The sequence below is a fragment of the Pseudomonas sp. GW821-FHT01E10 genome, from assembly GCF_059422365.1.
Genome location: NZ_JBWKWT010000025.1, coordinates 39379 through 63170 on the forward strand (window position 1 = coordinate 39379; position 23792 = coordinate 63170).

At 58.8% G+C, this 23792-nt stretch carries 17 protein-coding genes; 6 read left to right on the forward strand and 11 right to left on the reverse strand.

Going from position 1 to position 23792, the window contains the following annotated elements:
* Window positions 1–9: 9 nt before the first annotated feature.
* The 4 genes from pheA to mtnA form a co-directional block, all read right to left on the reverse strand.
* Entirely contained in the window at window positions 10–1104 is a 1095-nt protein-coding gene (gene pheA, locus AC07V0_RS27075) for a prephenate dehydratase (protein ID WP_007899727.1), read from the reverse strand.
* On the reverse strand, window positions 1104–2189 hold the full coding sequence (serC, locus tag AC07V0_RS27080; protein WP_086944626.1) for a 3-phosphoserine/phosphohydroxythreonine transaminase: 1086 nt from the start codon (window positions 2187–2189) through the stop codon (window positions 1104–1106). Before serC ends, pheA begins: the two co-directional genes overlap by 1 nt.
* A gap of 219 nt (window positions 2190–2408) precedes the next feature.
* Window positions 2409–5078, reverse strand: a complete 2670-nt coding sequence (gene gyrA / locus AC07V0_RS27085) for a DNA gyrase subunit A (protein ID WP_018929855.1) — start codon at window positions 5076–5078, stop codon at window positions 2409–2411.
* A 336-nt stretch (window positions 5079–5414) separates the two neighbouring features.
* A complete protein-coding gene (gene mtnA, locus AC07V0_RS27090; RefSeq protein WP_018929856.1) occupies window positions 5415–6491 on the reverse strand; it encodes an S-methyl-5-thioribose-1-phosphate isomerase in 1077 nt (358 codons plus the stop codon).
* A 108-nt stretch (window positions 6492–6599) separates the two neighbouring features.
* On the opposite strand from mtnA, the gene AC07V0_RS27095 reads away from it, so the two are divergent.
* The 5 genes from AC07V0_RS27095 (at window position 6600) to AC07V0_RS27115 (ending at window position 11615) form a co-directional block, all read left to right on the forward strand.
* The gene (locus AC07V0_RS27095; protein WP_192350951.1) at window positions 6600–7934 is read left to right on the forward strand and encodes a TRZ/ATZ family hydrolase; all 1335 of its coding nucleotides are present in this window, start codon (window positions 6600–6602) and stop codon (window positions 7932–7934) included.
* A 57-nt stretch (window positions 7935–7991) separates the two neighbouring features.
* Window positions 7992–8690 (forward strand): bifunctional 2-polyprenyl-6-hydroxyphenol methylase/3-demethylubiquinol 3-O-methyltransferase UbiG, encoded by a 699-nt coding sequence (gene ubiG, locus AC07V0_RS27100; RefSeq protein WP_018929858.1) that lies wholly within the window; start codon window positions 7992–7994, stop codon window positions 8688–8690.
* Window positions 8691–8694: 4 nt separating this feature from the next.
* Window positions 8695–9366, forward strand: coding sequence for an N-acetylmuramic acid 6-phosphate phosphatase MupP (gene mupP / locus AC07V0_RS27105; RefSeq protein WP_018929859.1), 672 nt, complete (start codon window positions 8695–8697; stop codon window positions 9364–9366).
* A 207-nt stretch (window positions 9367–9573) separates the two neighbouring features.
* Window positions 9574–10314, forward strand: coding sequence for a YciK family oxidoreductase (locus AC07V0_RS27110; protein WP_007939907.1), 741 nt, complete (start codon window positions 9574–9576; stop codon window positions 10312–10314).
* A gap of 374 nt (window positions 10315–10688) precedes the next feature.
* Window positions 10689–11615, forward strand: a complete 927-nt coding sequence (locus tag AC07V0_RS27115) for a GGDEF domain-containing protein (protein WP_018929860.1) — start codon at window positions 10689–10691, stop codon at window positions 11613–11615.
* A gap of 60 nt (window positions 11616–11675) precedes the next feature.
* Here AC07V0_RS27115 and AC07V0_RS27120 read toward each other — a convergent pair whose 3' ends face one another.
* Together AC07V0_RS27120 and AC07V0_RS27125 are read right to left on the reverse strand one after the other, a co-directional pair.
* Window positions 11676–12437: an iron-containing redox enzyme family protein gene (locus AC07V0_RS27120; RefSeq protein ID WP_218584820.1), complete on the reverse strand. Its 762-nt coding sequence runs from the start codon at window positions 12435–12437 to the stop codon at window positions 11676–11678.
* 77 nt (window positions 12438–12514) lie between these two features.
* Entirely contained in the window at window positions 12515–14974 is a 2460-nt protein-coding gene (locus tag AC07V0_RS27125; RefSeq protein ID WP_192350947.1) for an EAL domain-containing protein, read from the reverse strand.
* A 218-nt stretch (window positions 14975–15192) separates the two neighbouring features.
* On the opposite strand from AC07V0_RS27125, the gene AC07V0_RS27130 reads away from it, so the two are divergent.
* Window positions 15193–19386, forward strand: coding sequence for a deaminase domain-containing protein (locus AC07V0_RS27130; protein ID WP_192350945.1), 4194 nt, complete (start codon window positions 15193–15195; stop codon window positions 19384–19386).
* Between the two features lie 13 nt (window positions 19387–19399).
* Here the strand turns inward: AC07V0_RS27130 and AC07V0_RS27135 are convergent, their stop codons facing one another.
* The 5 genes from AC07V0_RS27135 to AC07V0_RS27155 form a co-directional block, all read right to left on the reverse strand.
* Window positions 19400–21217 (reverse strand): ABC transporter ATP-binding protein, encoded by a 1818-nt coding sequence (locus AC07V0_RS27135; protein ID WP_192350943.1) that lies wholly within the window; start codon window positions 21215–21217, stop codon window positions 19400–19402.
* The gene (locus AC07V0_RS27140; protein ID WP_172901241.1) at window positions 21210–21812 is read right to left on the reverse strand and encodes a DsbA family protein; all 603 of its coding nucleotides are present in this window, start codon (window positions 21810–21812) and stop codon (window positions 21210–21212) included. The genes AC07V0_RS27135 and AC07V0_RS27140 overlap by 8 nt, the downstream gene beginning before the upstream one ends.
* A gap of 36 nt (window positions 21813–21848) precedes the next feature.
* Window positions 21849–22790 carry an oxygen-dependent tRNA uridine(34) hydroxylase TrhO gene (gene trhO, locus AC07V0_RS27145; protein WP_192350941.1) on the reverse strand — a complete coding sequence of 314 codons (942 nt, stop codon included), beginning with the start codon at window positions 22788–22790 and terminating at the stop codon, window positions 21849–21851.
* Between the two features lie 102 nt (window positions 22791–22892).
* Window positions 22893–23192: a BolA family protein gene (locus AC07V0_RS27150; RefSeq protein WP_007939900.1), complete on the reverse strand. Its 300-nt coding sequence runs from the start codon at window positions 23190–23192 to the stop codon at window positions 22893–22895.
* 12 nt (window positions 23193–23204) lie between these two features.
* Window positions 23205–23735, reverse strand: a complete 531-nt coding sequence (locus tag AC07V0_RS27155) for a DUF2059 domain-containing protein (RefSeq protein WP_018929867.1) — start codon at window positions 23733–23735, stop codon at window positions 23205–23207.
* Window positions 23736–23792: the final 57 nt, after the last annotated feature.

The window sequence follows — 23792 nt, forward strand, 5'->3', positions numbered from 1 at the left end:
CTACCGCCCTTAGAGAACTGCTTTCGGGTAGGAACCCAGCACCTTGAGTGCCACCGCTTCCTGACTGATCTTTTCCAGCACACCTTTGACCAGCGGGTCGCGGTGATGGCCGACGAAGTCGATGAAGAACACGTAGGTCCATTTACCGCTGCGCGACGGACGGGTCTCGATCCGTGTCAGATCGATGCCATTGTCGTGGAACGGCACCAGCAACTCGTGGAGAGCGCCGGGCTTGTTGCTCATGGAAACGATGATAGAGGTCTTGTCGTCACCGGTCGGCGGCACTTCCTGGCTGCCGATCATCAGGAATCGCGTGGAGTTGTCCGGGCGATCCTCGATTTTCTCAGCCAGACGGGTCAACCCGTAGAGGCCGGCAGCCATGTCGCCGGCAATCGCTGCCGAGTTCCACTCACCCTTGACCCGTTTGGCCGCTTCGGCGTTGCTGGACACCGCCACGCGCTCGACATTCGGGTAATGGGCGTCCAGCCACTTGCGGCACTGGGCCAGGGACTGGGCGTGGGAATAGATGCGGCTGATGCTGTCGGTCTTGGTGTTTTCGCCAACCAACAGGTGATGGTGAATACGCAGCTCGACTTCGCCACAGATCACCATGTCGTGTTCGAGGAAGCTGTCGAGAGTGTGGTTGACCGCGCCTTCGGTGGAGTTTTCCACCGGGACCACGCCAAAGTTCACCGCACCGGCCGCCACTTCACGGAACACTTCGTCGATCGCCGCCATTGGCTTGCTGATCACCGCGTGACCGAAGTGCTTCATGGCCGCAGCCTGAGTGAAGGTACCTTCAGGGCCGAGGTAAGCCACTTTCAGCGGCTGCTCGAGGGCCAGGCACGAGGACATGATTTCGCGGAACAGCCGCGCCATCTCTTCGTTGCCCAGCGGCCCCTGGTTACGCTCCATCACGCGCTTGAGCACCTGAGCTTCACGCTCAGGACGATAGAACACCGGCACTTCGCCTTCGGCCAGCGAGGCCATCTTTACTCGCGCAACTTCCTGGGCGCAGCGTGCGCGCTCACTGATCAGCTCCAGGACCTTTTCGTCCAGAGCATCAATGCGCAGGCGCAGTGCCTTGAGTTCTTGCTCAGACATTAGCCGTGTTCCTTCTCGAACTCTGCCATGTACGAAACCAGTGCGTTGACTGCAACGATATCGACGGCGTTATAGATGGAGGCACGCATGCCGCCCACGGAACGGTGACCTTTGAGGTTCAACAGGCCACGTTCGTCGGCACCGGCCAGGAACGGCTTGTCGAGACGATCGTCGGCCAGACGGAACGGCACGTTCATCCACGAGCGGTCCGACTTGTTGATCGGGTTGCTGTACAAGCCGCTGGCGTCGATGAAGTCGTACAGCGTGCGCTGCTTCACTTCATTGAGCTTGCCGATGGCTTCGACGCCGCCCTGCTCTTTCAGCCACTCGAACACCAGGCCGGACAAGTACCAGGCCAGTGTTGGCGGTGTGTTGTACATCGAGCCGTTGTCGGCCGCGACCTTGTAGTTGAGCATGGTCGGGCAGATGGAACGGGCGTTACCCAGCAGGTCTTCGCGAACGATGTTGACGACGATGCCGCTCGGGCCGATGTTTTTCTGGGCGCCGGCGTAGATCATGCCGAAACGCGAGACATCCACCGGGCGCGAAAGAATGTCCGAGGACATGTCGGCGACCAGCGGCACATCACCGGTTTCCGGGATCCACTGGAATTCCAGGCCGCCGATGGTTTCGTTCGGTGCGTAGTGAACGTAGGCCGCATCTTTCGACAGGTTCCATTCGTTCTGACCAGGCACAGCGAAATAGTCGTAAGGCTTGGCGGTTGCGGCAACATTGACGTGGCCGTAGCGCGAGGCTTCTTCGATCGCCTTCTGAGACCAGATACCGGTGTCGATATAGTCGGCGGTGCCGCTTTCCGGCAACAGGTTCAGCGGAATCTGAGCAAATTGCTGGCTCGCGCCACCTTGCAGAAACAGCACTTTATAGTTCGAGGGGATATTCAGCAGATCACGCAGATCCTGCTCGGCCTTGGTGGCAATGGACACGAACTCATCGCTGCGATGGCTCATTTCCATGACCGACAGGCCCTTGCCGTGCCAATCAAGGAGTTCAGCCTGGGCGCGCTTCAGGACAGCTTCGGGAAGCGCCGCAGGACCGGCACAGAAGTTATAGGCTCTCTTGCTCACATCCAATCTCGCTCTGATTTGGTGGTATCACGCAATAAATCTGTAGGAGCTGTCGAGCAGAGCGAGGCTGCGATCTTTTAGTGCTGAGCGAAAGCAAGAGCCAGATCAAGAGATCGCAGCATCGCTTCGCTCGACAACTCCTACATAAAAAACAATTCCACAGTTCCCTGAGGACAAACAACAAGGGGGCGAATCTTCATCCGCCCCCTGCTTGCCCGCTTACTCCTGCGGCTCTTCGTCGGCGGCGGCGTCGAGTTGCTGGTCGTCGGCAACATCGTCGATCACGACCTCACCCTCGAACACTGCACCCTCTTCACCTGCAAGCCCTTCGCCTTCCAGCTCTTCGCCTTCGACTTCCGACGGCTCCTGAACCCGCTCCAGGCCCACCAGCGTTTCATCGTTGGCCAGCTTGATCAGGGTCACACCCTGGGTGTTACGGCCCAGGCTGGACACTTCGTCGACGCGGGTACGAACCAACGTACCCTGGTCGGAAATCAGCATGATTTCCTCGCCGTCGAGCACTTGGACCGCGCCGACCAGACGGCCGTTACGCTCGTTGCTGACCATGGCGATAACACCCTGACCGCCACGCTTGTACTCAGGGAACTCGGTGATCGCGGTGCGCTTGCCGAAACCACGCGCCGAAGCGGTGAGGATCTGGCTGCCTTCTTCCGGGATCAACATGGAAATCAGCTTCTGGCCTTCCGGCAGACGCATGCCGCGGACACCGCGAGCGGTACGGCCCATGGCGCGAACGTCGGTTTCCTTGAAGCGAGTCACCTTGCCGCCGTCGGAGAACAGCATGACTTCGCGATCGCCATCGGTAATGGCCGCAGAGATCAGCACGTCGCCTTCATCCAGCTCCAGCGCGATCAGACCGACGCTGCGCTGACGGCTGAAGGATTCCAGCGGGGTCTTCTTCACCGTGCCTTTGGCAGTGGCCATGAAGATGAAGTGACCTTCGGTGTATTCCTCGACCGGCAGCATGGTGGTGATGTATTCATCACTGTCCAGCGGCAGCAGGTTGACCAGCGGGCGACCACGGGCCGCGCGGGAGGCTTCCGGGATTTCGTAGGTTTTCAGCCAGTACACTTTGCCTTTGCTGGAGAACAGCAGCAGCGTGGTGTGGCTGTTGGCGACCAGCAGGTGAGCGATGTAGTCCTCATCCTTCACGCCGGTAGCCGATTTACCTTTACCGCCACGACGCTGAGCCTGGTACGCAGCCAAAGGCTGGGTCTTGGCGTAGCCACCGTGGGAAATGGTCACGACGCGCTCTTCTTCCGGGATCATGTCGCCCAGGGTCAGGTCGAGACGGGCATCGAGAATCTCGGTGCGACGCACATCGCCGTACTCGGCACGGATCACTTCCAACTCTTCGCGGATCACTTCCATCAGGCGCGTGGCGCTGTTGAGGATGCGGATCAGCTCGCCGATCTGATTGAGGATCTCTTGATACTCGGCCAGCAGCTTCTCGTGTTCCAGACCGGTCAGGCGGTGCAGACGCAGCTCCAGAATGGCTTGCGCCTGCTCTGGCGACAGGAAGTACTTGCCGTCGCGCAGGCCGTATTGCGGATCGAGGTTTTCCGGACGGCACGAATCGGCACCGGCACGTTCAACCATTGCAACCACCGCGGAGGACTCCCACGGCGTGCTGATCAGCGCTTCCTTGGCTTCCGACGGGGTCGGCGAAGCCTTGATCAGGGCGATGACCGGGTCGATGTTCGACAGGGCAACCGCTTGACCTTCCAGGATGTGGCCACGTTCGCGCGCTTTACGCAGCTCGAACACGGTACGACGGGTCACGACTTCGCGACGGTGACGAACGAAGGCTTCCAGCAGATCCTTGAGGTTGAGGATCCGCGGACGGCCGTCGATCAGCGCAACGATGTTGATGCCGAACACGCTTTGCAGCTGAGTCTGGGCGTAGAGGTTGTTGAGAATCACCTCAGGCACTTCACCGCGACGCAGCTCGATCACGACGCGCATACCGTCCTTGTCGGACTCGTCGCGCAGCTCGGTGATGCCTTCAAGCTTCTTCTCTTTGACCAGCTCGGCGATCTTCTCGATCAGACGGGCCTTGTTCAGCTGGTAAGGGAGTTCGGTAATGACGATCTGCTGACGGCCACCGACCTTGTCGATGTCTTCGATGATCGAGCGGGCACGCATGTAAATGCGCCCGCGACCGGTGCGGTAGGCTTCGATGATGCCGGCGCGACCGTTGATGATCGCGGCGGTCGGGAAGTCCGGACCGGGGATGTATTGCATCAGCTCATCGACAGTCAGCTCCGGATTGTCGATGAGTGCCAGGCAACCGTCGATGACTTCACCGAGGTTGTGCGGCGGAATGTTGGTCGCCATGCCCACGGCGATACCGCTGGAGCCGTTGACCAGCAGGTTGGGGATCTTGGTCGGCATGACCGCGGGGATCATTTCGGTGCCGTCGTAGTTCGGCACCCAGTCCACGGTTTCTTTATGCAGGTCGGCCAGCAGCTCGTGCGCCAGCTTGGTCATGCGTACTTCGGTGTATCGCATGGCCGCGGCGTTGTCGCCGTCCACCGAACCGAAGTTGCCCTGACCGTCCACCAGCAGGTAACGCAGCGAGAATGGCTGCGCCATCCGAACGATGGTGTCGTACACCGCGGTATCACCGTGCGGGTGATACTTACCGATCACGTCACCGACAACACGGGCAGATTTCTTGTACGGCTTGTTGAAGTCGTTGCCCAGCTCGCTCATCGCGAACAGCACACGCCGGTGCACGGGCTTCAAGCCATCGCGCGCATCCGGCAGTGCCCGCCCGACAATAACGCTCATCGCGTAGTCGAGGTAGGACTGCTTCAGCTCGTCTTCGATATTGACCGGGAGGATTTCTTTGGCCAGTTCGCCCATGAGAAGCCTGATTCCTTTTTCTGGTGAAACTTCGTCACATCCATATGGGACGAACGAAGCTCGCCGGTACAGACTGAGTGCCATGCACCGACTTACGACAAATCAACGAGTTATGCCATGGATCTGCGCAGTAAAGGCAGCCACATCAGGCTACCCTGGAAACCGCCGGATGTTATCACAAGAGCCGCCACGCACCTATCCCCCAGATGCGCATGGAGCATAGTTAGTTGACCGGTGACAGGCTTGAAGGAGACGAGAGGGGCTTAGAGGCGTGATCAACCGGCATTCAACCGTATTTTTCACTTGTAAACACCGATTTCGTGCAGCCTGAATGATTTAATGCAGACGCTTGCGGCACATCAATTGAGCCATTTTCGCGGTGTCCGGGCGCTCGACGATACCTTTTTCGGTGACGATCGCATCGATCAGGTCGGCCGGGGTCACGTCGAAAACCGGGTTGAACGCTTCCACATCTGCCCCCACCCGCTTGCCGCCAACTTCCAGCAACTCGCGGCCATCACGCTCCTCGATAGGAATCTCGTCGCCACTGGCCAGGTTCATGTCGATGGTCGAACTCGGCGCCACCACCATGAAGCGCACGCCGTGGTGCATGGCGTTGACCGCCAACTGGTAGGTACCGATCTTGTTCGCCACATCGCCATTGGCGGTAATCCGGTCGGCGCCGACGATCACCCAGGTCACACCCTTGGTTTTCATGATGTGCGCGGCAGCGGAATCGACATTGAGGGTCACCGGAATACCCTCATTGGCCAATTCCCACGCAGTCAATCGCGAACCTTGCAGCCATGGCCGGGTTTCGTCGGCGTAGACGCGCTCGACCATGCCTTCGATGAACGCCCCGCGAATCACCCCCAGCGCCGTGCCGAAACCACCGGTGGCCAGTGCACCGGTGTTGCAATGCGTGAGGATCGCCTGGGCGTTGCCTTGATGTTTGCGGATCAGGTCGACGCCCAACTGGGCCATGGTCAGGTTGGCTTCGCGATCACTTTCGTGGATGGCGATGGCTTCGGCTTCCAGCACCGACAACGGATCGGCGTGCTCCCTCAGGCGCTCAAGCCGCTCACGCATGCGACCCAAGGCCCAGAACAGATTGACCGCGGTCGGACGGGAGTCGGCCAGCAGCGCGAAATCCTCTTCCAGCGCCGCTTGCCAGTCGCCACCTTCGGCAAAACGGGTACGGGCCGCCAGCACCACGCCATAGGCCGCACTGATGCCAATAGCCGGCGCACCGCGCACCACCATCGAGCGAATGGCTTCGGCCACACCCGCAGCGCTGGTGTAGGCGATCCAGGTTTCCTCGAACGGCAAAATACGCTGATCCAGCAAGTACAGTGCGCCATCACGCCAATCGATGGCCTTCACCTTCTCCGCAGCCAACAGTCGATCGCGCATCCCACACCCCGCACTCATGAACAAAAGCCGCCGATTATAGCGATCCCCCCGCGAAGACGCTCGGGTATACTTCGCCATCCTTTACAAAAGCACTGGAACCGACTCTCGATGCCGACCCCCACCGCTGCGCTCGACCTATTATTGCTGCCAACCTGGCTGGTACCCGTCGAACCGGCTGGCGTGGTCCTTAAAGAGCATGCCCTGGGTATCCGCGACGGTCGTATCGTGTTTATCGGCCCACGCGCAGCAGCCTTGAAGCTTAACGCAGCCGAAGTGCGCGAATTGCCGGGCATGCTGCTCAGCCCGGGCCTGATCAATGCCCACGGGCATGCAGCAATGACGCTGTTCCGCGGCCTGGCCGACGATCTGCCGCTGATGACCTGGCTGGAAGACCACATCTGGCCGGCCGAAGCCAAATGGGTCGACGAGGCGTTCGTACGCGACGGCACGGACCTGGCCATCGCCGAGCAGATCAAAGGTGGCATCACCTGCTTCTCTGACATGTATTTCTTCCCGAAGGTCGCCAGCGAACGCGTACATAACAGCGGCATTCGCGCCCAGATCGCCATTCCGATCCTCGATTTCCCGATTCCAGGCGCCAGCACGGCGGATGAAGCCATTCGTCAGGGCGTCGAATTATTCGGCGATCTCAAGCATCACGAACGGATCAAAGTCACCTTCGGCCCCCATGCCCCGTACACCGTGGGCGACGAAAACCTGGAAAAAATCCGGGTGATCGCCGAAGAGCTGGACGCCTCGATTCACATGCATGTCCACGAAACCGCCTTCGAAGTGCAGCAGTCGGTGGAGCAGCGCGGCGAACGCCCGCTGGCCCGCCTCGGCCGCCTGGGCCTGCTCGGGCCGCGTTTCCAGGCCGTTCACATGACCCAGATCAGCGATGAAGACCTGGCGCTGCTGGTAGAAAGTAACACCAATGTGATTCATTGCCCGGAGTCGAACCTGAAGCTGGCCAGTGGCTTCTGCCCGGTCGAGCGCTTGTGGCAGGCTGGGGTGAATGTGGCAGTCGGCACCGACGGCGCGGCCAGCAATAATGACCTGGACCTGCTTGGTGAAACCCGCACCGCCGCATTGCTGGCCAAGGCTGTCGCCGGCTCGGCCACCGCGCTGGACGCCCATCGCGCCCTGCGCATGGCCACGCTCAATGGCGCCCGCGCGCTGGGAATCGAAGCGCAAACCGGTTCGCTGGAAGTCGGCAAGGCGGCAGACATCGTCGCATTCGACCTGTCGGGCCTGGCGCAGCAACCGGTCTACGACCCGGTTTCGCAACTTATATATGCCACTGGCCGCGACTGCGTGAAACACCTTTGGGTCGCCGGCAAGCAACTGCTCGACGACCGCCGCCTGACCCGCCTGGATGAAGCGCAACTGTGCGCCACCGCCAAGGCCTGGGGCAGGCGCATCAGCGGCCACACCGAATCGTAAGCACCCTGGACCAAAACCGGGGCAACAGAATTTTTCAAGTTTTAGAGGACTGACACCATGAGCAACGTCGACCACGCCGAAATCGCCAAATTCGAAGCCCTGGCCCATCGCTGGTGGGACCGCGAAAGCGAGTTCAAACCGCTGCACGACATCAACCCCCTGCGGGTCAACTGGATCGACGAGCGCGTCAATCTGGCCGGCAAGAAAGTCCTCGACGTCGGTTGCGGCGGCGGCATCCTCAGCGAAGCCATGGCCCAGCGCGGCGCCACCGTGATGGGCATCGACATGGGCGAAGCGCCGCTGGCGGTCGCGCAATTGCATCAACTGGAATCCGGCGTAAACGTCGAGTACCGGCAAATCACCGCCGAAGCCCTGGCCGAAGAAATGCCTGAGCAGTTCGACGTCGTCACCTGCCTGGAAATGCTTGAACACGTTCCGGATCCGTCCTCGGTGATCCGCGCCTGCTTCCGCATGGTCAAGCCTGGCGGCCAGGTGTTCTTCTCCACCATCAACCGCAATCCGAAGGCCTATCTGTTCGCCATCGTCGGCGCCGAATACATCATGAAGCTGCTGCCGCGTGGCACTCACGACTTCAAGAAATTCATCCGCCCTTCCGAGCTCGGTGCCTGGAGTCGCATGGCCGGCCTGACCGTCAAGGACATCATCGGCCTGACCTACAACCCGCTGACCAAGCACTACAAACTGGCATCCGATGTCGACGTCAACTACATGATCCAGACCCTGCGCGAGGAGTAAGCCGATGCGTATCAGAGCAGTTCTTTTCGACATGGACGGCACCCTGCTCGACACCGCGCCGGACTTCATCGCCATCTGCCAGGCGATGCGTGCCGAGCGTGGTTTGCCGCCGATGAACGACAAGCACATCCGTGACGAGATCTCCGGCGGCGCCAGGGCGATGGTTGCAGTGACTTTCTCGATGGACCCGGAATCGCCGGGCTTCGAGGAGCTGCGCCTGGAGTTTCTGGAGCGCTATGTCAAAGGTTGCGCGGTGCACAGCAAGCTCTTCGACGGCATGGGCGAATTGCTGGCCGACATCGAGAAGGCCAACCTGATCTGGGGCGTGGTCACCAACAAGCCGCTGCGCTTCGCCGAGCCGATCATGCAGCAATTGGGGCTGGCCGAGCGTTCGGCGCTGCTGATCTGCCCGGATCATGTGAAGAACAGCAAACCGGACCCGGAGCCGTTGATCCTGGCGTGCAAGATGCTCGACCTCGATCCGGCCAGCGTGCTGTTCGTCGGTGATGACCTGCGCGATATCGAATCCGGCCGCGATGCCGGCACCAGAACAGCCGCCGTGACCTACGGCTACATTCATCCGGAGGATAACCCGCGGCATTGGGGCGCGGATGTGGTGGTCGATCATCCAATGGAGTTGCGCCTGGTGCTGGATAGCGCTTTGTGCAGTTGCTGATCTGACTGGCAACAGGAAGCATTTGTGGCGAGGGGGCTTGCCCCCGTTCGGCTGCGAAGCAGTCGTAAATCCAGAGAACACGGTCTGGCTGAAGGTAGCGAATGGAGGGCCGCTTCGCGACCCAACGGGGGCAAGCCCCCTCGCCACAATAAGCGCTCTTGCCACAGATGCGATGCATGCCTACGTTGAATTGTTGTGAGGTTTTTTATGTTTGATTATTCCGCCCGTCCTGAATTGCTCAAGGACCGGGTCATCCTGGTCACCGGCGCTGGCCGAGGCATCGGTGCTGCCGCCGCGAAAACCTACGCCGCTCATGGCGCCACCGTGTTGCTGCTGGGCAAGACCGAAGCCAATCTGACTCAGGTCTACGACGAAATCGAAGCGGCCGGGCATCCACAACCGGTGGTGATCCCGTTCAACCTGGAAACCGCCCTGCCCCACCAATACGATGAACTGGCGGCCATGATCGAAACCGAATTCGGCCACCTCGACGGCTTGCTTCACAACGCGTCGATCATCGGCCCACGCACACCGATCGAGCAGTTGTCCGGCGAGAACTTCATGCGCGTCATGCAGGTCAACGTCAACGCCATGTTCATGCTCACCAGCACCCTGCTACCGCTGCTCAAGCTATCGCAGGACGCCTCGGTGGTGTTCACCTCCAGCAGCGTCGGTCGCAAGGGTCGTGCGTATTGGGGCGCTTACGGCGTGTCCAAGTTCGCCACCGAAGGCCTGATGCAAACCCTGGCCGACGAAGTAGACACCGTCGCCCCCGTGCGCTCCAACAGCATCAACCCCGGCGCCACCCGCACCAGCATGCGCGCTCAGGCCTACCCTGGGGAAAATCCGCTGAACAACCCGACACCCGAGGAGATCATGCCGGTCTACCTTTACTTGATGGGGCCGGACAGTACCGGCATCAACGGTCAGGCGTTCGACGCTCAGTAATGCCCGTGCGTCGCTTTTGTGCCGCGACGACTTCCCGTCGCGGCACGCAAAGCCCGTGATAACTGTTGCTGTTTCAAGTCAAATAAATGCCAATACCCCCGACACCATCCTTCGCAACCTCCCCAACCTTGTTGATTTAGAACGCTTTTTAACCGACTGAACCGAATGGCACGACTTTCGCTCTAATTTTGCTCAGACACGCCGTGTGAAAGCAGACGGGGCAGAGCTCGAGCCGAGAGGTTACTAATCTTCGGCAAAGCGGACTAAACTCGTGCCAAATGTCCTACGGGACTGATGGACCAGTATGACGCGCAGCCCAAAGCCGCTCTCACCCAGCCTGTAAGACAGTCTTACTGTTTAGGGGCTCACGCCATATGAAATCGCCTTCCCAGACCAACGCAATTGACTTCGACAGCGCCAAATTGCAACGCCTGGGCTTTGGTCAGCAGCCTCCCCTTCTGGAGCGGCCCGTCAGTCTTGCGCAGTTGCGTCAGGAGCTGGGCCTGCAACTGCAAACCAGTCTTGAGCCGCAACGTATTCTCGGACTTTTCTTCCGTGAAATTCAGCGCCTTGTACCGCTGGATGCCTTGAATTATGAGCATCAGCCCAGCGACTTGCGCCTGCAGTTCGGCCAGCGAGGTCATCATTCGATCAGCTACAGCCTCAGTCATGAAGGCGAGCAATTGGGTGAACTGGTGTTCCGTCGCAATCAGCGTTTCAGCGATGAAGAGCAAGGCCATCTGGAATCGCTGTTATCAGCGCTTCTCTACCCGATGCGCAATGCCCTGCTCTACCGTGCCGCCACCCAAAGCGCCTTGCGCGACCCGCTGACCGACACCGGCAATCGCATCGCGATGGATCAGACGCTGCAACGGGAAATCGAGATGTCGCGCCGACACTCACAGCCCCTGTCGTTGCTGATGCTGGACATCGATCACTTCAAACAGATCAACGACACCTACGGGCACAGCGCCGGCGATGAAGTGCTCAAGGCCGTCGCGGCCTCGATCAAAAGCCAGTTGCGTAACGTGGACATGGTGTTCCGGTTTGGAGGCGAAGAATTCATGATCCTGCTGTCCAACACCAGCCGGGAAGCCGCGGCCATGGTCGGCGAACGACTGCGGTTCGCTGCGCAGGCCCAGGACTATGTGGCCGAAGGCAAGACCATCGAACTGACGGTCAGCCTGGGTTGCTCGACCCTGCTGCCCGGCGAGTCTGCCGAGAGCCTGTTGCGACGAGCCGACAGTGCGCTGTATGTGGCCAAGCGCGAGGGGCGTAACCGGTTGGCGATGGCGGGGTAGATATTTTTGAAGAGATCGCAGCCTACGGCAGCTCCTACGAGCTGCCGTAGGCTGCGTCTTTTAGCTCTCGGCCAACGCCATCCGCTCACGGACTACCGGGGCTTTTGCCGCCAGTTCCAACTGCATGCATCGCTCCAGGAACAGGTACATGTAGTCGTAACTTTTGCAGACTGCCTGACGCAATTCCATTTGCAGGGATTTGCTCGGGTTCAGCCCCGCCAGGGTGCAGATGATTTCCAGCGCTTCCCAAGGATGGGCATCGTCGTACTGGGCGTGCATCTTCAACCACTTCATGGCCCGCTTGCGATCTTCCTCGGGGAACGATGCCGCATAGACACCACTGGAACAGACCAGCGCCGACCACTCCCCGGTAGCACCCTCGATGGCATAGTTGGTGGCGGCGATAGCCACGATCAACGAGTCCGACGAACTGGTGTGCCAGCACCAGTGACTCAAGGCGTGAAGTTCAGGGGCAACCTGTTGCGCCTGCAGATCTTCCAGGCTGATACCGTGAGCACGGCTCCAGTGCACCCAGTAATCGGCATGGTTCAGTTCGACGCGAATATTGCGCATCAGCCAGCGACGCGCCATGTCTTCGCCAGGGTGGCGTGCAAAACGGGTCTTGGCCAGGTTCTGTGCCATGTATAAGGCGAACTGTTCGACCACCGGCCAGCCACCAATGAGGTACTGACGCATGGTTTTTGCGCTGAGCTTGTTATCGCGCATCCGCTGGTACAGTTCATGTTCGACGACGCGGCGCTTGCTCTCACTGCAATCCTGAATCAATTGCTGAGCCCAGGCGGGGTAACTTGCAGCTTCCATGAGGGGTCCGGTTCTGTTGAATGTGTCGATCACTGTCGCGCTCCTTTTGATTGTGATTTCAAGATCGACAGGAGCTTTCAACGGAATGTGCCGGGCGCCTTGAATAACAGAGGCCGGGGTCTGGCAGGACGACTTTGTAAACTGTCGCAGGTAAACAGATGCGGGCGTTCAATCAGATACCCTTGAGCGTAATCCACCCCGATCTCCAGCAATGCCTGCTCGATCTGAGGTGTTTCAACGAACTCGGCAATCGTGCGCTTACCCATGACATGCCCGATGTGATTGATCACTTCGACCATGGCGCGGTTAATCGGGTCGTCCAGCATATCCTTTACGAAACTCCCGTCGATCTTCAGGAAGTCTACAGGTAAATGTTTCAGGTAAGCGAATGAGGACATACCGGCACAGAAGTCATCTAATGAGAAGTGGCAACCTAAGCCTTTGAGTTCATTAATAAATCTAATTGCGCTAGGCAAATTGGAAATCGCGCTGGTTTCTGTAATTTCAAAACAAATCATTTCAGGCGGAATTGAATATGCAACAAACTGTTCACGAAGGAAGTCCAGAAACGCCTCATCTCCGATAGTAATACCTGACAGATTTATCGCACACATGGCCAGCGGCTCTTCGCCCTCTTGGGCGATGGCCTGGGCAATGACCTTGAAAACGTTCTCCACCACCCAGCCGTCAAGCGACGTCATCAAACCATAACGCTCGGCGGCCGGAATGAAACTGTCCGGCAGAATCATGCGCCCGGCTTCGTCATGCAGGCGCAGCAGGATTTCGATATGTCCGCCGTCCCGCTCGCCAAGACCCAGAGGCGCGATTTCCTGGGAGTACAGGCAAAAGCGGTCCTCCTCCAACGCCATGTGCAGGCGCTGCACCCAAGCCATCTCGCCATAGCGCAGGGACAGCTCCGAATCGTCGGCGTGATAGACCTGAACCCGGTTGCGGCCCTTTTCCTTGGCCATGTAACAGGCCATATCAGCGGCTCGCAGCGAGGCCTCGAGGGTGGCCGGACTCTGAGTGACGTGCACCAGACCAATGCTCACCGTGGTCACGAACGGTCGGCCTTTCCAGACAAAATGCAGGTTCTGCACAGTCTGGCGCAGGACTTCGGCAATTTTCTCAGCCGCTTCCGGCGCACAGTTTTCCAACAGAATGCCGAACTCGTCACCACCCAATCGGGCCAGGGTGTCGCCTTCGCGCAATCCTGATTGCAGCAACGCACAAATATGCCGCAACAACTCATCGCCGGCAGCATGACCGCAGGTGTCGTTGACCAGTTTGAATTGATCCAGATCGAGGAACATCAAGGCGTGACGCCCCGCTTGTCGCATCAGGCTATGCAGGGCCTGTTCCAGGCGATATTCGAATTCGCGGCGGTTGGTCAGCCCGGTCAAGGCGTCATGGGTCGCCTGCCAGGACAGATTGGCGATGTACTGCCGCTCCTGGGTCATGTCATGCAGCACCAGCACGGTGCCACTGACCTTGCCCGCGTTACGGATCGGCGCACCGACCAGGGTGACCGAAACCGTGCTGCCATCCAGTCGCTGGATCAGTTTGGAATGTTCGCTGCCGCCGCTGAGCTGGCCGCTCAAAATGTGTTCGATCAAGGTAAAACCGTCGGCCTGAGCGTTCTCGTCCAGCAGATTGAACAGCGCCGCCAATGGCAACCCCGTCGCCTGTTCGGCCTTCCAGTGAGTCAAGGCCTCGGCGGCCGGGTTCATGTAGGCAATCGCGCCCTCGACGTCGGTGGTGATCACCCCGTCGCCAATCGATTGCAGGGTGATCTGCGCCCGGTCTTTCTCCAACTGCAAGGCATCGGCGAAGGCATGCCGCTGTTCGAGCAGTTTGTGGGTACGCAGCAACGCCAGCACGATCAGGCCCAGCGCGGTGGCGAGGTTCGTCGCCAGCAGCAGCCGGAGAATCATGCGCGAGCCCTCGCCCAAGGCATCGCTGAACGCTTTGGCAGGGGGCGTCACACCATCGTTGATGGCCAAAATCTGCACCTTCCAGCGCTTGATGTCGGCATCGGTGGCCTGGTTATCGACGATACCCTGATGCATTTCCCGCGCGACGTCATCGAGCCGCACCAGGTACGCGTCACCGATCGTCCAGAGCTCGATGGCTTTTTCCAGGTAACTGAAATGCCGGAAATTGAGGTACAGCCAAATCAGGCTGGGGACGTCGTCCGGGTGATTGCCGCCCTTGAGAATCGCGAGCCGCGCGGCCTCGATATTCGGTGGCTGATGATCCAGCGCCATACGCAACTCATGGCCGCCCTGAGGCACGGCAATCGCGTTCTGGTATTTGAGAAAAATCGTCTCGTCGCGACTGTCGGCGTAGAGATTGAGGTAATAGATGGCGTCTTTCTGGCCCTTGGACCACAGGCTCTCACCGCCGACGTAGCCACGAACCGCTGAAAGAACGTAAAGACTGACGCCGCCCAACAGTGCCTGAAACAACACAACGGCAATAAATGGCCAGACGATGCCCAACAGCCGTGGCGTTCCGAGAGTCCGCGCTTGATTCATGAGGTCCCTTGTTTTAGCACCGCCAGATCATCATCCAACGTGATCGCTACAGCTAGACTAGGGTGCGTTCTCGAAACCGGCAAGCAGAGGATCGACCTCAACGCCGTACACGTGCGCCCCATATAGATATATACCGCCAAGGCCAGTTTGGAGATCTGTTTACTGGGCACTTCGGGCTCCCCCTATCCGTTACGGGATCCCTTTCAAAGGAGTGCAACATGACAGAGACGTCTTCACCTTCACCCGATCAACCGGCGCTGTCACCGGCAGACGAAGAATTTCGCGCCAGACAGGCTCTGGGACTCGACGACGGCCCGGATATCGAAAACTTCGGCCTGCGCACCACCGCCCAGGATCGACGAGGGTTCAAGCTTATTCAACGCGGGGGCCCCAACCTCGCGCAACACATGACCATCGACACTTACAAGGCAAAACGCATCGATGTTCAAATCACCAACATCGTGAAGGCTTTCCTGAATGGCAAGCGTTCGTTAATCGGTCATCTTGGCGCCTCGGTACTGGCTTCCACCTCCATGGATCAACTGCGAGCAACGCCGTCTGTATTCCTCCAGCGAATACTGAACACAGTCGAAGCGAAAGAGTTGGGGGACAGGCTGCTCAAGATGCTCAGGTGGTATGGCGCAGGCCCTGGCGAACAAACTTCGGCGTCCGTGCGCCATCAGCTCGTATGCAAAGCCATATGCCTTTACTTGCAAGCCCCGTCAGCGGATGAGCCGCAGGAAGTCGCCGGATTCCGCTGGCAAGACACGGCTCACTGGGGCAAAAGCTACCAGGCCCTGCGCAGCGATTTTGAACAGCACTTGCTGCGCACCAACCGGGTGACCGATGCAAAAGAGGCGGCCTTTCTCGCGCGGGTGTTCGAGACCCGCCTCTCAAAGGACTTCGCTGTGCGCGATATCCCGTCCGACCTTCCTTACAAAAGTTCGGTGGTGTGGGTGAACTTCATGCACGGCGTGCTGCTGGCAGATGAACTCGGCCTTGATCGATTGCAAGCGCTGTCCTTTCAACAACTCGTCGACTTGCCCCTGAGCCGGAGCGCCGACGCCTCGCCCGAACAACTTGAGCAGATAACTCGACTGAGGATGGGGCCGGCACTGGAATGGGCGGTCTGCTGCGGCATCGTTCAATCGCGAACAAAATCCGATTACGACGAGGACGATATGAAGCGGGCGATGGCGGCGCTGGAAAGCCACAGCAAGAGCCTGAACAACGCCATTATGGCACTGGACTTGCCACCCCCTGAAAGATTGAAGATGGCCAAACGGGTAAAGGATGATCTGTTTGGCGAGGCCATGTTCGAATCGGACGGGCTCAAGTTGCTGCGCGATGATCCACCGAGCGGCGGCCCCAAAGACACGCCCTCATTGAAGCTGCCAGGCTATGCATTCCTGGATGTCTATGCCGACGGCCAATTCGATGACAAGAGAAAATGGTTTGTAACCCGGTCCGACGGAAAAACACGAACCCGTCACTGGATCAAGATCGACGACAAGCGAATCCTGCGTCATGAGGAACTCTTTCGCAAGGATCATGAGGGGATCGAAAGGCGTGTGATTACCAGATACGGAGGCAAGACGTTGCCCGATATCAACACGCAGTTTGAAACAGACTTCACAAACTACCTCTCGAAAATCAGGACGGCCTATCAGCCCCTGATCGCCAGTTTGCTGACCTCACTGCCACTGACCGACCGCCAGGCCCTTGAACGGGGTGACGTCCGCTTGCTGAGCCTGCACCTGGACGAAAAACTCATCAAGGCAAGGGGAGACATCCGGCCAAGAAAAGGTTTCGTTCTACAGGTGACCCACAATCATGAAATTACCTATTACGAACTGATCCCGAATGCTGGCGTCATTCGTCGTCGACCCCACCTGAGAGTTTCAACAGTCAACGGGGTTCGCACCACGTTTCCATTGCACGCCTCGATCCCCGGACAAACATATACTGCTGAAATCAGCACTACGCTGCTTCTCGATTGGGCCGCTCACTTAAATGGCACGCAGCCTGCTGAAAGAGCGTACTGCGTGGCGATCCTCGGCGTGGTAGGCGACGTGCCCACAGTTGTATCGCCAATCGCAGCCGTTAACGATAGCGAAGTAACAGCGCTGGCATCCTCCCGTTTGAATGCAGTGGCCCACTACATTGCAACGAACTTCCTGTTCGTCGACGAACAGCTGTTGCGTACCCAGTCTCGCGGCGTGACGGCATTCGACACCATCAGGACCAGAAGCGAACAAAGGATCAGTACGACCCTGGAAATAGCCAAAGGGCTTGTACCCTTCTGGGGCAGTATCGAGGACATTTTGTCGGGCAAAATTGAGCAGATACTCATAGGCGTAGCCGGAGTCGTGCTGGACCTGGCTTCATTCCTCACCCCAGTCGGGAAATTCATGTCAGGTTCGGTGCGGCTGATCAGGGCGGGCGCCAAAGCCTCGCAAATGACCGTCAAAGCAAGTCTGCCTTCCTTTTCAACATTGACCCGAAAACTCCTGACCGCTTCCCTGAGCAACCTCAATCCGCTGGATGGGGTCCCGACACTACTCAAGACACTGGGAAGCGGTGCGTGGAAAGGACTGCATACGGCGGGACGCATTGGTGTTAGCGGGTTCAAGAAACTGACAGGACACGCCGACAGCTACCGACTGGTGCACAACCTGCCCCAGACAACCGATCCGGGGCGCTGGAAGCCGCTGGCAAGCGGTGATCGACTGGCAACGGTCAACGGTGTCGATGATGTACTTGTGCGCAATACCAGCCCATCGGACCTGACCCGATTCCACCCCGTTGATCCAGTGACATCCTTGCCCTACGGCCCCCGCCTGCACAATCACAGCAAAAACCTCGTACAGGGCCGGTCAACCTTCAAAACGTTATCTCCTACCGAATCCCACGTCCTGGTAGAACTTCCGAAAGACGCCCATGTCCGTGAAGTACTTGAGGTCGATGGTCGAACCACACTGTTCGTTGATGACATTCCCTATCGTCTGGACGGCAACCAACTGCGCCGTGCCGACTTGATTGATGATCAGGCAATGTTCAGATCCTTGCCTTGCCGGGTACGTCGCGCCCCTGGTCCCGAGCTGTGTCAAACAAGCTACGTCACTCGCGACCCGGCTCCTACCCCTGCTATCGCTACTTTCGATGAAACCAAAGGCTGGGCCCCCTGGTTCGGAGACGCCATTTACACCCCCGCAACAGGCAGGACACCGATGCAAGTGTCCTCAATAGCTGCCAATTCATCCCTCAAGGCCGTACTGGAGTTTCAGAAAGGGATGTATGGGCGGGTCATGGTCAGCGTTCCCGTATCCGGGCAAAAACTCGTCGATAAATTTCGCGTGGGCGCAACTATCGTAGAGTCAATCGACGGCTCAAAACATTATGTGTTCACGCGGCTGAGCGCGGGAGACTTTTACGTTACCTCGCGCGCAAAGGGCCAAAGCGTTAAAGACCTCCTGACCTTCAGAAAAGCCGACACCCTTCCTGACGAACTGAGGAAAGAGTTAATGGTGGTGTACACCGGCTCACTGAACTCCAATAACATGGTAAGAATCCATGGCCAGGAAGCGGTGGAGCGCGCATTGAGAGCCATGGATGAAATTGCCATTTCGATCGGTAGCCATGCCAATCCGCCCGATACGCTCAGATTGCTCAAGGTCGATACCAGCCCAGCAGAAGCGGCCCTGTTCGATCACTCCACAAGAATGATCATCAGGAACTCCACCGATGGCGCCGCGACCTGGTCCTTGTCCAAGGCTACGCCGGACAGCGTGCGGGATACGACTGCGGAGGTTTTCAACACACTGTTTCAGAAAACCGTCATAACCTTGGAGTCGTCGGTTCAGGGCGGACCCAAGGCATTAAAAATCGATGACACAATGCGGCAACTACAAGAACTTATCAGGCAAAAAACCGGTCGGCCTTTGCACAACCCCAGGAACATTGCGTTCGTCGAAATCAAGACCAAGGCAGGGGTGCGTGAAGTGTATGTCAGCGTATCCGGTAGCAAGCGTGACACCGGCTTTTTGCCGTTGTTTGCCAAAAACAGAAATATGGATGAAGTAAAAGTCGGCAGTACGAGTTACTTCAATATAGATAATGGAATGCGCTTCCCGGAGACGGCACTTAGCGTAACTCCCCAAGGCAAGCTACAGGCGATCCCCCACACCATCGACAATATTGAGACGTACACGCCTGCGCTCACATCTCGCCCCACTTCGCTGGACACCGAAAGCAAGCTCATCAGCGTCATACGAACCAAATACCCTGACCCCAAAGATCTTGATTCCATCACGATAGCCACCACTATGGCGCCTTGCGACTCATGCGCCGTCGTCATGAAGCAATTTGGTTATGACGGTAGCCCTGGTGCACTGCAAGTGACCTGGAAATGACTTCGCGACTTTATCAGTGCTGCTGCAAATGCCCATATAACTTGGCGTACAAACCACCATCGGCAATCAACTGCTGATGGTCGCCATCCTCGGCAACCTGCCCGCCATCGAACACCAGCACCCGATCGGCCTGCTTCACGGCCGATAATCGGTGCGCAATGATCAACGTGGTGCGGTGGCTCAAGAACCGCGCCAGCGCCAGGTGCAGGTTGTACTCAGTGGCCGCGTCCAGTGCGGACGTGGCTTCGTCGAGGATCACCACTTTGGGCTCGGCCAACACCATTCGGGCAATCGCCAGGCGTTGACGCTGCCCGCCGGATAAACGCACGCCGGATCGCCCGACGATACTGTCCAGGCCATTGGGCAGTTCACGCACCGTGTGTTGCAACTGAGCAATTTCCAGTGCCTGCCAGCAGGCCTCGTCACTGCGTTCGCGGCCCATGGTCAGGTTGGCGCGTACGGTGTCGTTGAACAGGGCGGGATGTTGCAGGACCACGGCGACATTTTCGCGCACGGTTTCCAGGCCGATCTCTTGCTGAGTCGAACCACCGAAACGGATAGTCCCGGCCAGCGGCGTGTACAAGCCCAGCAGCAACTGCACCAGGGTACTTTTGCCTCCACCGCTGGCGCCGACAATCGCGACTTTTTCACCGGGGGCAATCGACAGGTTCATTTGATTCAGCACCAACTCGTCGCCGTAGCCGAAACTCAGCCCCTGCACTTCGATGCCCACCGTGTCGCGCCCTTGGAACGGATCGACACTGCCGGTGTATTGCGGCTCGTCGGCACGGGCCAGCAACTCGTTGATCCGCGACAGCGCACCACCAGCGGCATAAAAGGCGTACTGCAGATTGAGCAGCTGTTCCACCGGACCGATCATGAACCACAGGTAGCTGAACACCGCCAGCATCTGGCCGATGGACAGGTCGGAAAACAGCACGGTGAGCATGGCCGCGGCGCGGAAAATATCGATGCCGAACTGGAACAGCAAACCGCTGGCCCGATTCGATGCATCGGTTTTCCACTGCGAGCTCACCGCGTAATCGCGCACTTCCCGCGCTCGCTGCCCCAACCGTCCGAGGAAAAAACCCTGACGATTACCGGCACGCACTTCCTGGATGGCGTCCAAGGTTTCGGTCAAGGCTTGGGTGAAGCGTGAGGTGCTGTCGTTCTCGAGCTTCTTCAGATGTTTGACCCGCTTGCCCAACTGCACCGTGGCGTAGATCACCAGCGGGTTGAACAGCAGAATCAGCAGCGCGAGTTTCCAGTGCATCCACATCAGGATCGATGCGGTGCCCACCAATGTCAGCATCGCCACGAGGAAACGACTGAGGGTTTCGCCGACGAATTTGTCCAGCGTGTCCAGGTCGGTGACCAGGTGCGTGGTCACCGTGCCGCTGCCCAGGCTTTCGTATTCGCCCAGCGAGATGCGCTTGAGCCGGTCGATCAACCGCACCCGAATCCGATACACGATGTCCTTGGCCAGCGCCGCAAACAATTTCGCCTGCACCACGTTGAACAACAACGCGGCGCAACGCAGCGCCAGGGTCACCAGCAGCATCAGGCCGATATAACCCGCGGCTTTCTGCCAGACGTCGGGCAGTGCGTGGTTCATGACTTTCAGTGCAACGTCACCGTGGCCCAGCAGCACTTCGTCCACCAGCAACGGCAACAGCAACGGGATCGGCACGCTGCACAGCGTTGCCAATACCGCAACGCCGTTGGCGATCCACAGGGATTTTTTATGGTGTAGGGCCAGGCGGCGGACTTCCGCCCAGCTCAGCCGATCGACACGTTTGGGAGCTGCTGCATCATCGGGCAGATCATGCACAGGCAGCGCGCTCCAGCCAGCGGCCGAGCAACGGTGACAACTCGCTCAAGGGCTGATAGCCATTGGTCAGCAGCGCCAATTGACCATTGCGCTCTGCCAGCAAGGTCGGAAAACCGGCAATACCCAGGTCCTGGACCCAAGTGAAATCGGCGGCGGTCGCAGCGTGCTGATCGGCACGATCGAAGGCTGCGGCAAATTCGATGCGTGGCAAACCGGCCTGCTCCGCCAGTTCCACCAACACGCTGGCACGGGTAACGTCGCGACCTTCAGCATAGAACGCATGCTGGATCAGCCCGAGCAGTGTCCAGGCGCAATCCGGCGCCAGGCTGCGCGCAGTCACCAGCGCCCGACAGGCAGGCTCGGTGTCGTAGACAAACCCGTCGGGCAACGCGCCTTCAAACTTGAACGGCTGGCCGGTGGCCTCGTGAACCGCCTGCCAGTGCTCAAGGATATAGCGCCGGGTGGTCGGCTCCAGCGCCGCGCCACTGCCGGTGCGCAAACCACCCACCACCAGATGCAACTCCACACCCGCCGCCTGCGCCTGCTCAACCAGCGCTTTGGCCACCGGAGCGAAGCCCCAGCACCAGGAACACATCGGATCCATCACATAGAGCAGGCGTGCAGACATGGTTCAAGCCTCGGAAGCGGATTGCTTGTAGTTGTAACCGATCGGGTGCGGCATGTTGCGCGCCTTGGCCAGTTCGATCTGCTTCTGCCGGTCGATGGCACTGCGACGGGTTTTCTCGCTCAGCTTATCCCAGCAGTGCGGGCAACTGGTGCCGGCCACATAGTGCTCGGATGCGCGGTCTTCAACGCTGACGGGCGTACGACAGGCATGACATTGATCGTAGTCGCCTTCGCTGAGATCGTGACGAACGGTCACGCGGTTATCGAACACGAAGCAGTCGCCCTGCCATTTGGTTTCTTCCTGCGGCACCTCTTCGAGGTACTTCAGGATGCCGCCCTTGAGGTGATAGACCTCGTCGAAACCCTGGCTGAGCATGTAGCTCGACGCCTTCTCGCAGCGAATGCCGCCGGTGCAGAACATCGCGACTTTCTTGTGCACGGCCGGGTCGAAGTTGGCTTTGATGTAGTCGGGGAATTCGCGAAAACTGGTGGTCTTCGGATCGATGGCGCCTTCGAAGGTGCCGATCGAGACTTCGTAGTCATTACGGGTGTCGATCAACAGCACTTCCGGATCGCTGATCAGCGCGTTCCAGTTCTGCGGATCCACATAGGTGCCGACCTTTTTGTTCGGGTCCACGCCCTCAACGCCCAGGGTGACGATTTCTTTCTTGAGTTTGACTTTGGTGCGGTAGAACGGCTGTTCGTCGCAGTACGACTCTTTGTGGTCGATGTCGTCCATGCGCGGGTCGTTCTTGAGCCAGGCCATCAGCCCGTCGATGCCTTCGCGGCTGCCGGACACGGTGCCGTTGATGCCTTCTTCGGCAATCAGCAGCGTGCCTTTGATGCCGTTGTCGATCATCGCTTGCAGCAGTGGCTCACGCAGATCAACGTAATTTTCCAGGGTGACGAACTTATACAGTGCCGCCACGACAATCTGTTGTGTCATGGGTAATTCTCCAGGTGGCTACCCTCGTAAGGGGTGAACCGGATGCGAAAAAAAACGCGCCGGGTAAGCGGCGCGTTGCGGATTCTAGCAAAAAACCAAGGGTTAATGCTTGCTGCCGCCAGCACAGGTCGGCGAGGCCGGAGCCGCATCGATCTGCGCCCATTCCTCCGGCGTGTAGGTATGCAGCGCCAACGCATGGAACTCGCCCATCAGTTCGCCCAAAGTGCCGTACACCTTCTGGTGACGCTTGACGCGATTGAGCCCTTCGAACTGCCGGCTGACCACCACCGCCTTGAAGTGGGTCTGCAACCCACGGCTGTGCATATGGCTTTCATCCAGCACTTGCAGGTGCTCGGGCTGTAGCAGCCCCAGCGTCGATTCGATGCGTTGTTGCATGGTCATACCCGGCTCCGCTTAAGGCTTTTTCTTGGCTGCAGGAGCAGCGGCGCCGGCTTTAGGATCCAGCTCGTTAGTCATGTCTGCCAGCAGTTTGTTGACCACAGGCACCGCGCTTTCCAGCTTGGCTTGAGTCATCTGGGCCGATTGCTGAGTCAGCTGCGGCATTTTTTCCAGGACTTTCTTGCCCAGTGGCGACTGGTAGAACGCCACCAGATCCTTGAGCTCGGATTCGCTGAAGTTGGTGGTGTAGAGCTTGACCATGTCCGGCTTCAGCTTGTTCCAGCCAATGGCTGCGTCCAGCGCTGCGTTGGCCTTGGCCTGATAAGTTTCCAGAACGGCTTTCTTCGACTCAGGGGCTTTGGTCTGTTCAAAGCGCTGAGCGAACATTTGCTGCACTTGCATGTACACCGGAGTGCCCAGTTTGTCAGCGTGCGCCAGGGTCAGGAAAGCTTCGGCACTGGCGTTGTGGCTGGCGGTATCGGCAAAAACCTGGCCGCTGGCGCAAACCAGTGCAACCGCGGTACAGATGGCACGAAGACGAGTCATCGAGTTTCCTTTTCTAGCAGGCGAGGTATAACCCCAAGGGCGCCCATTCTGCGCCTA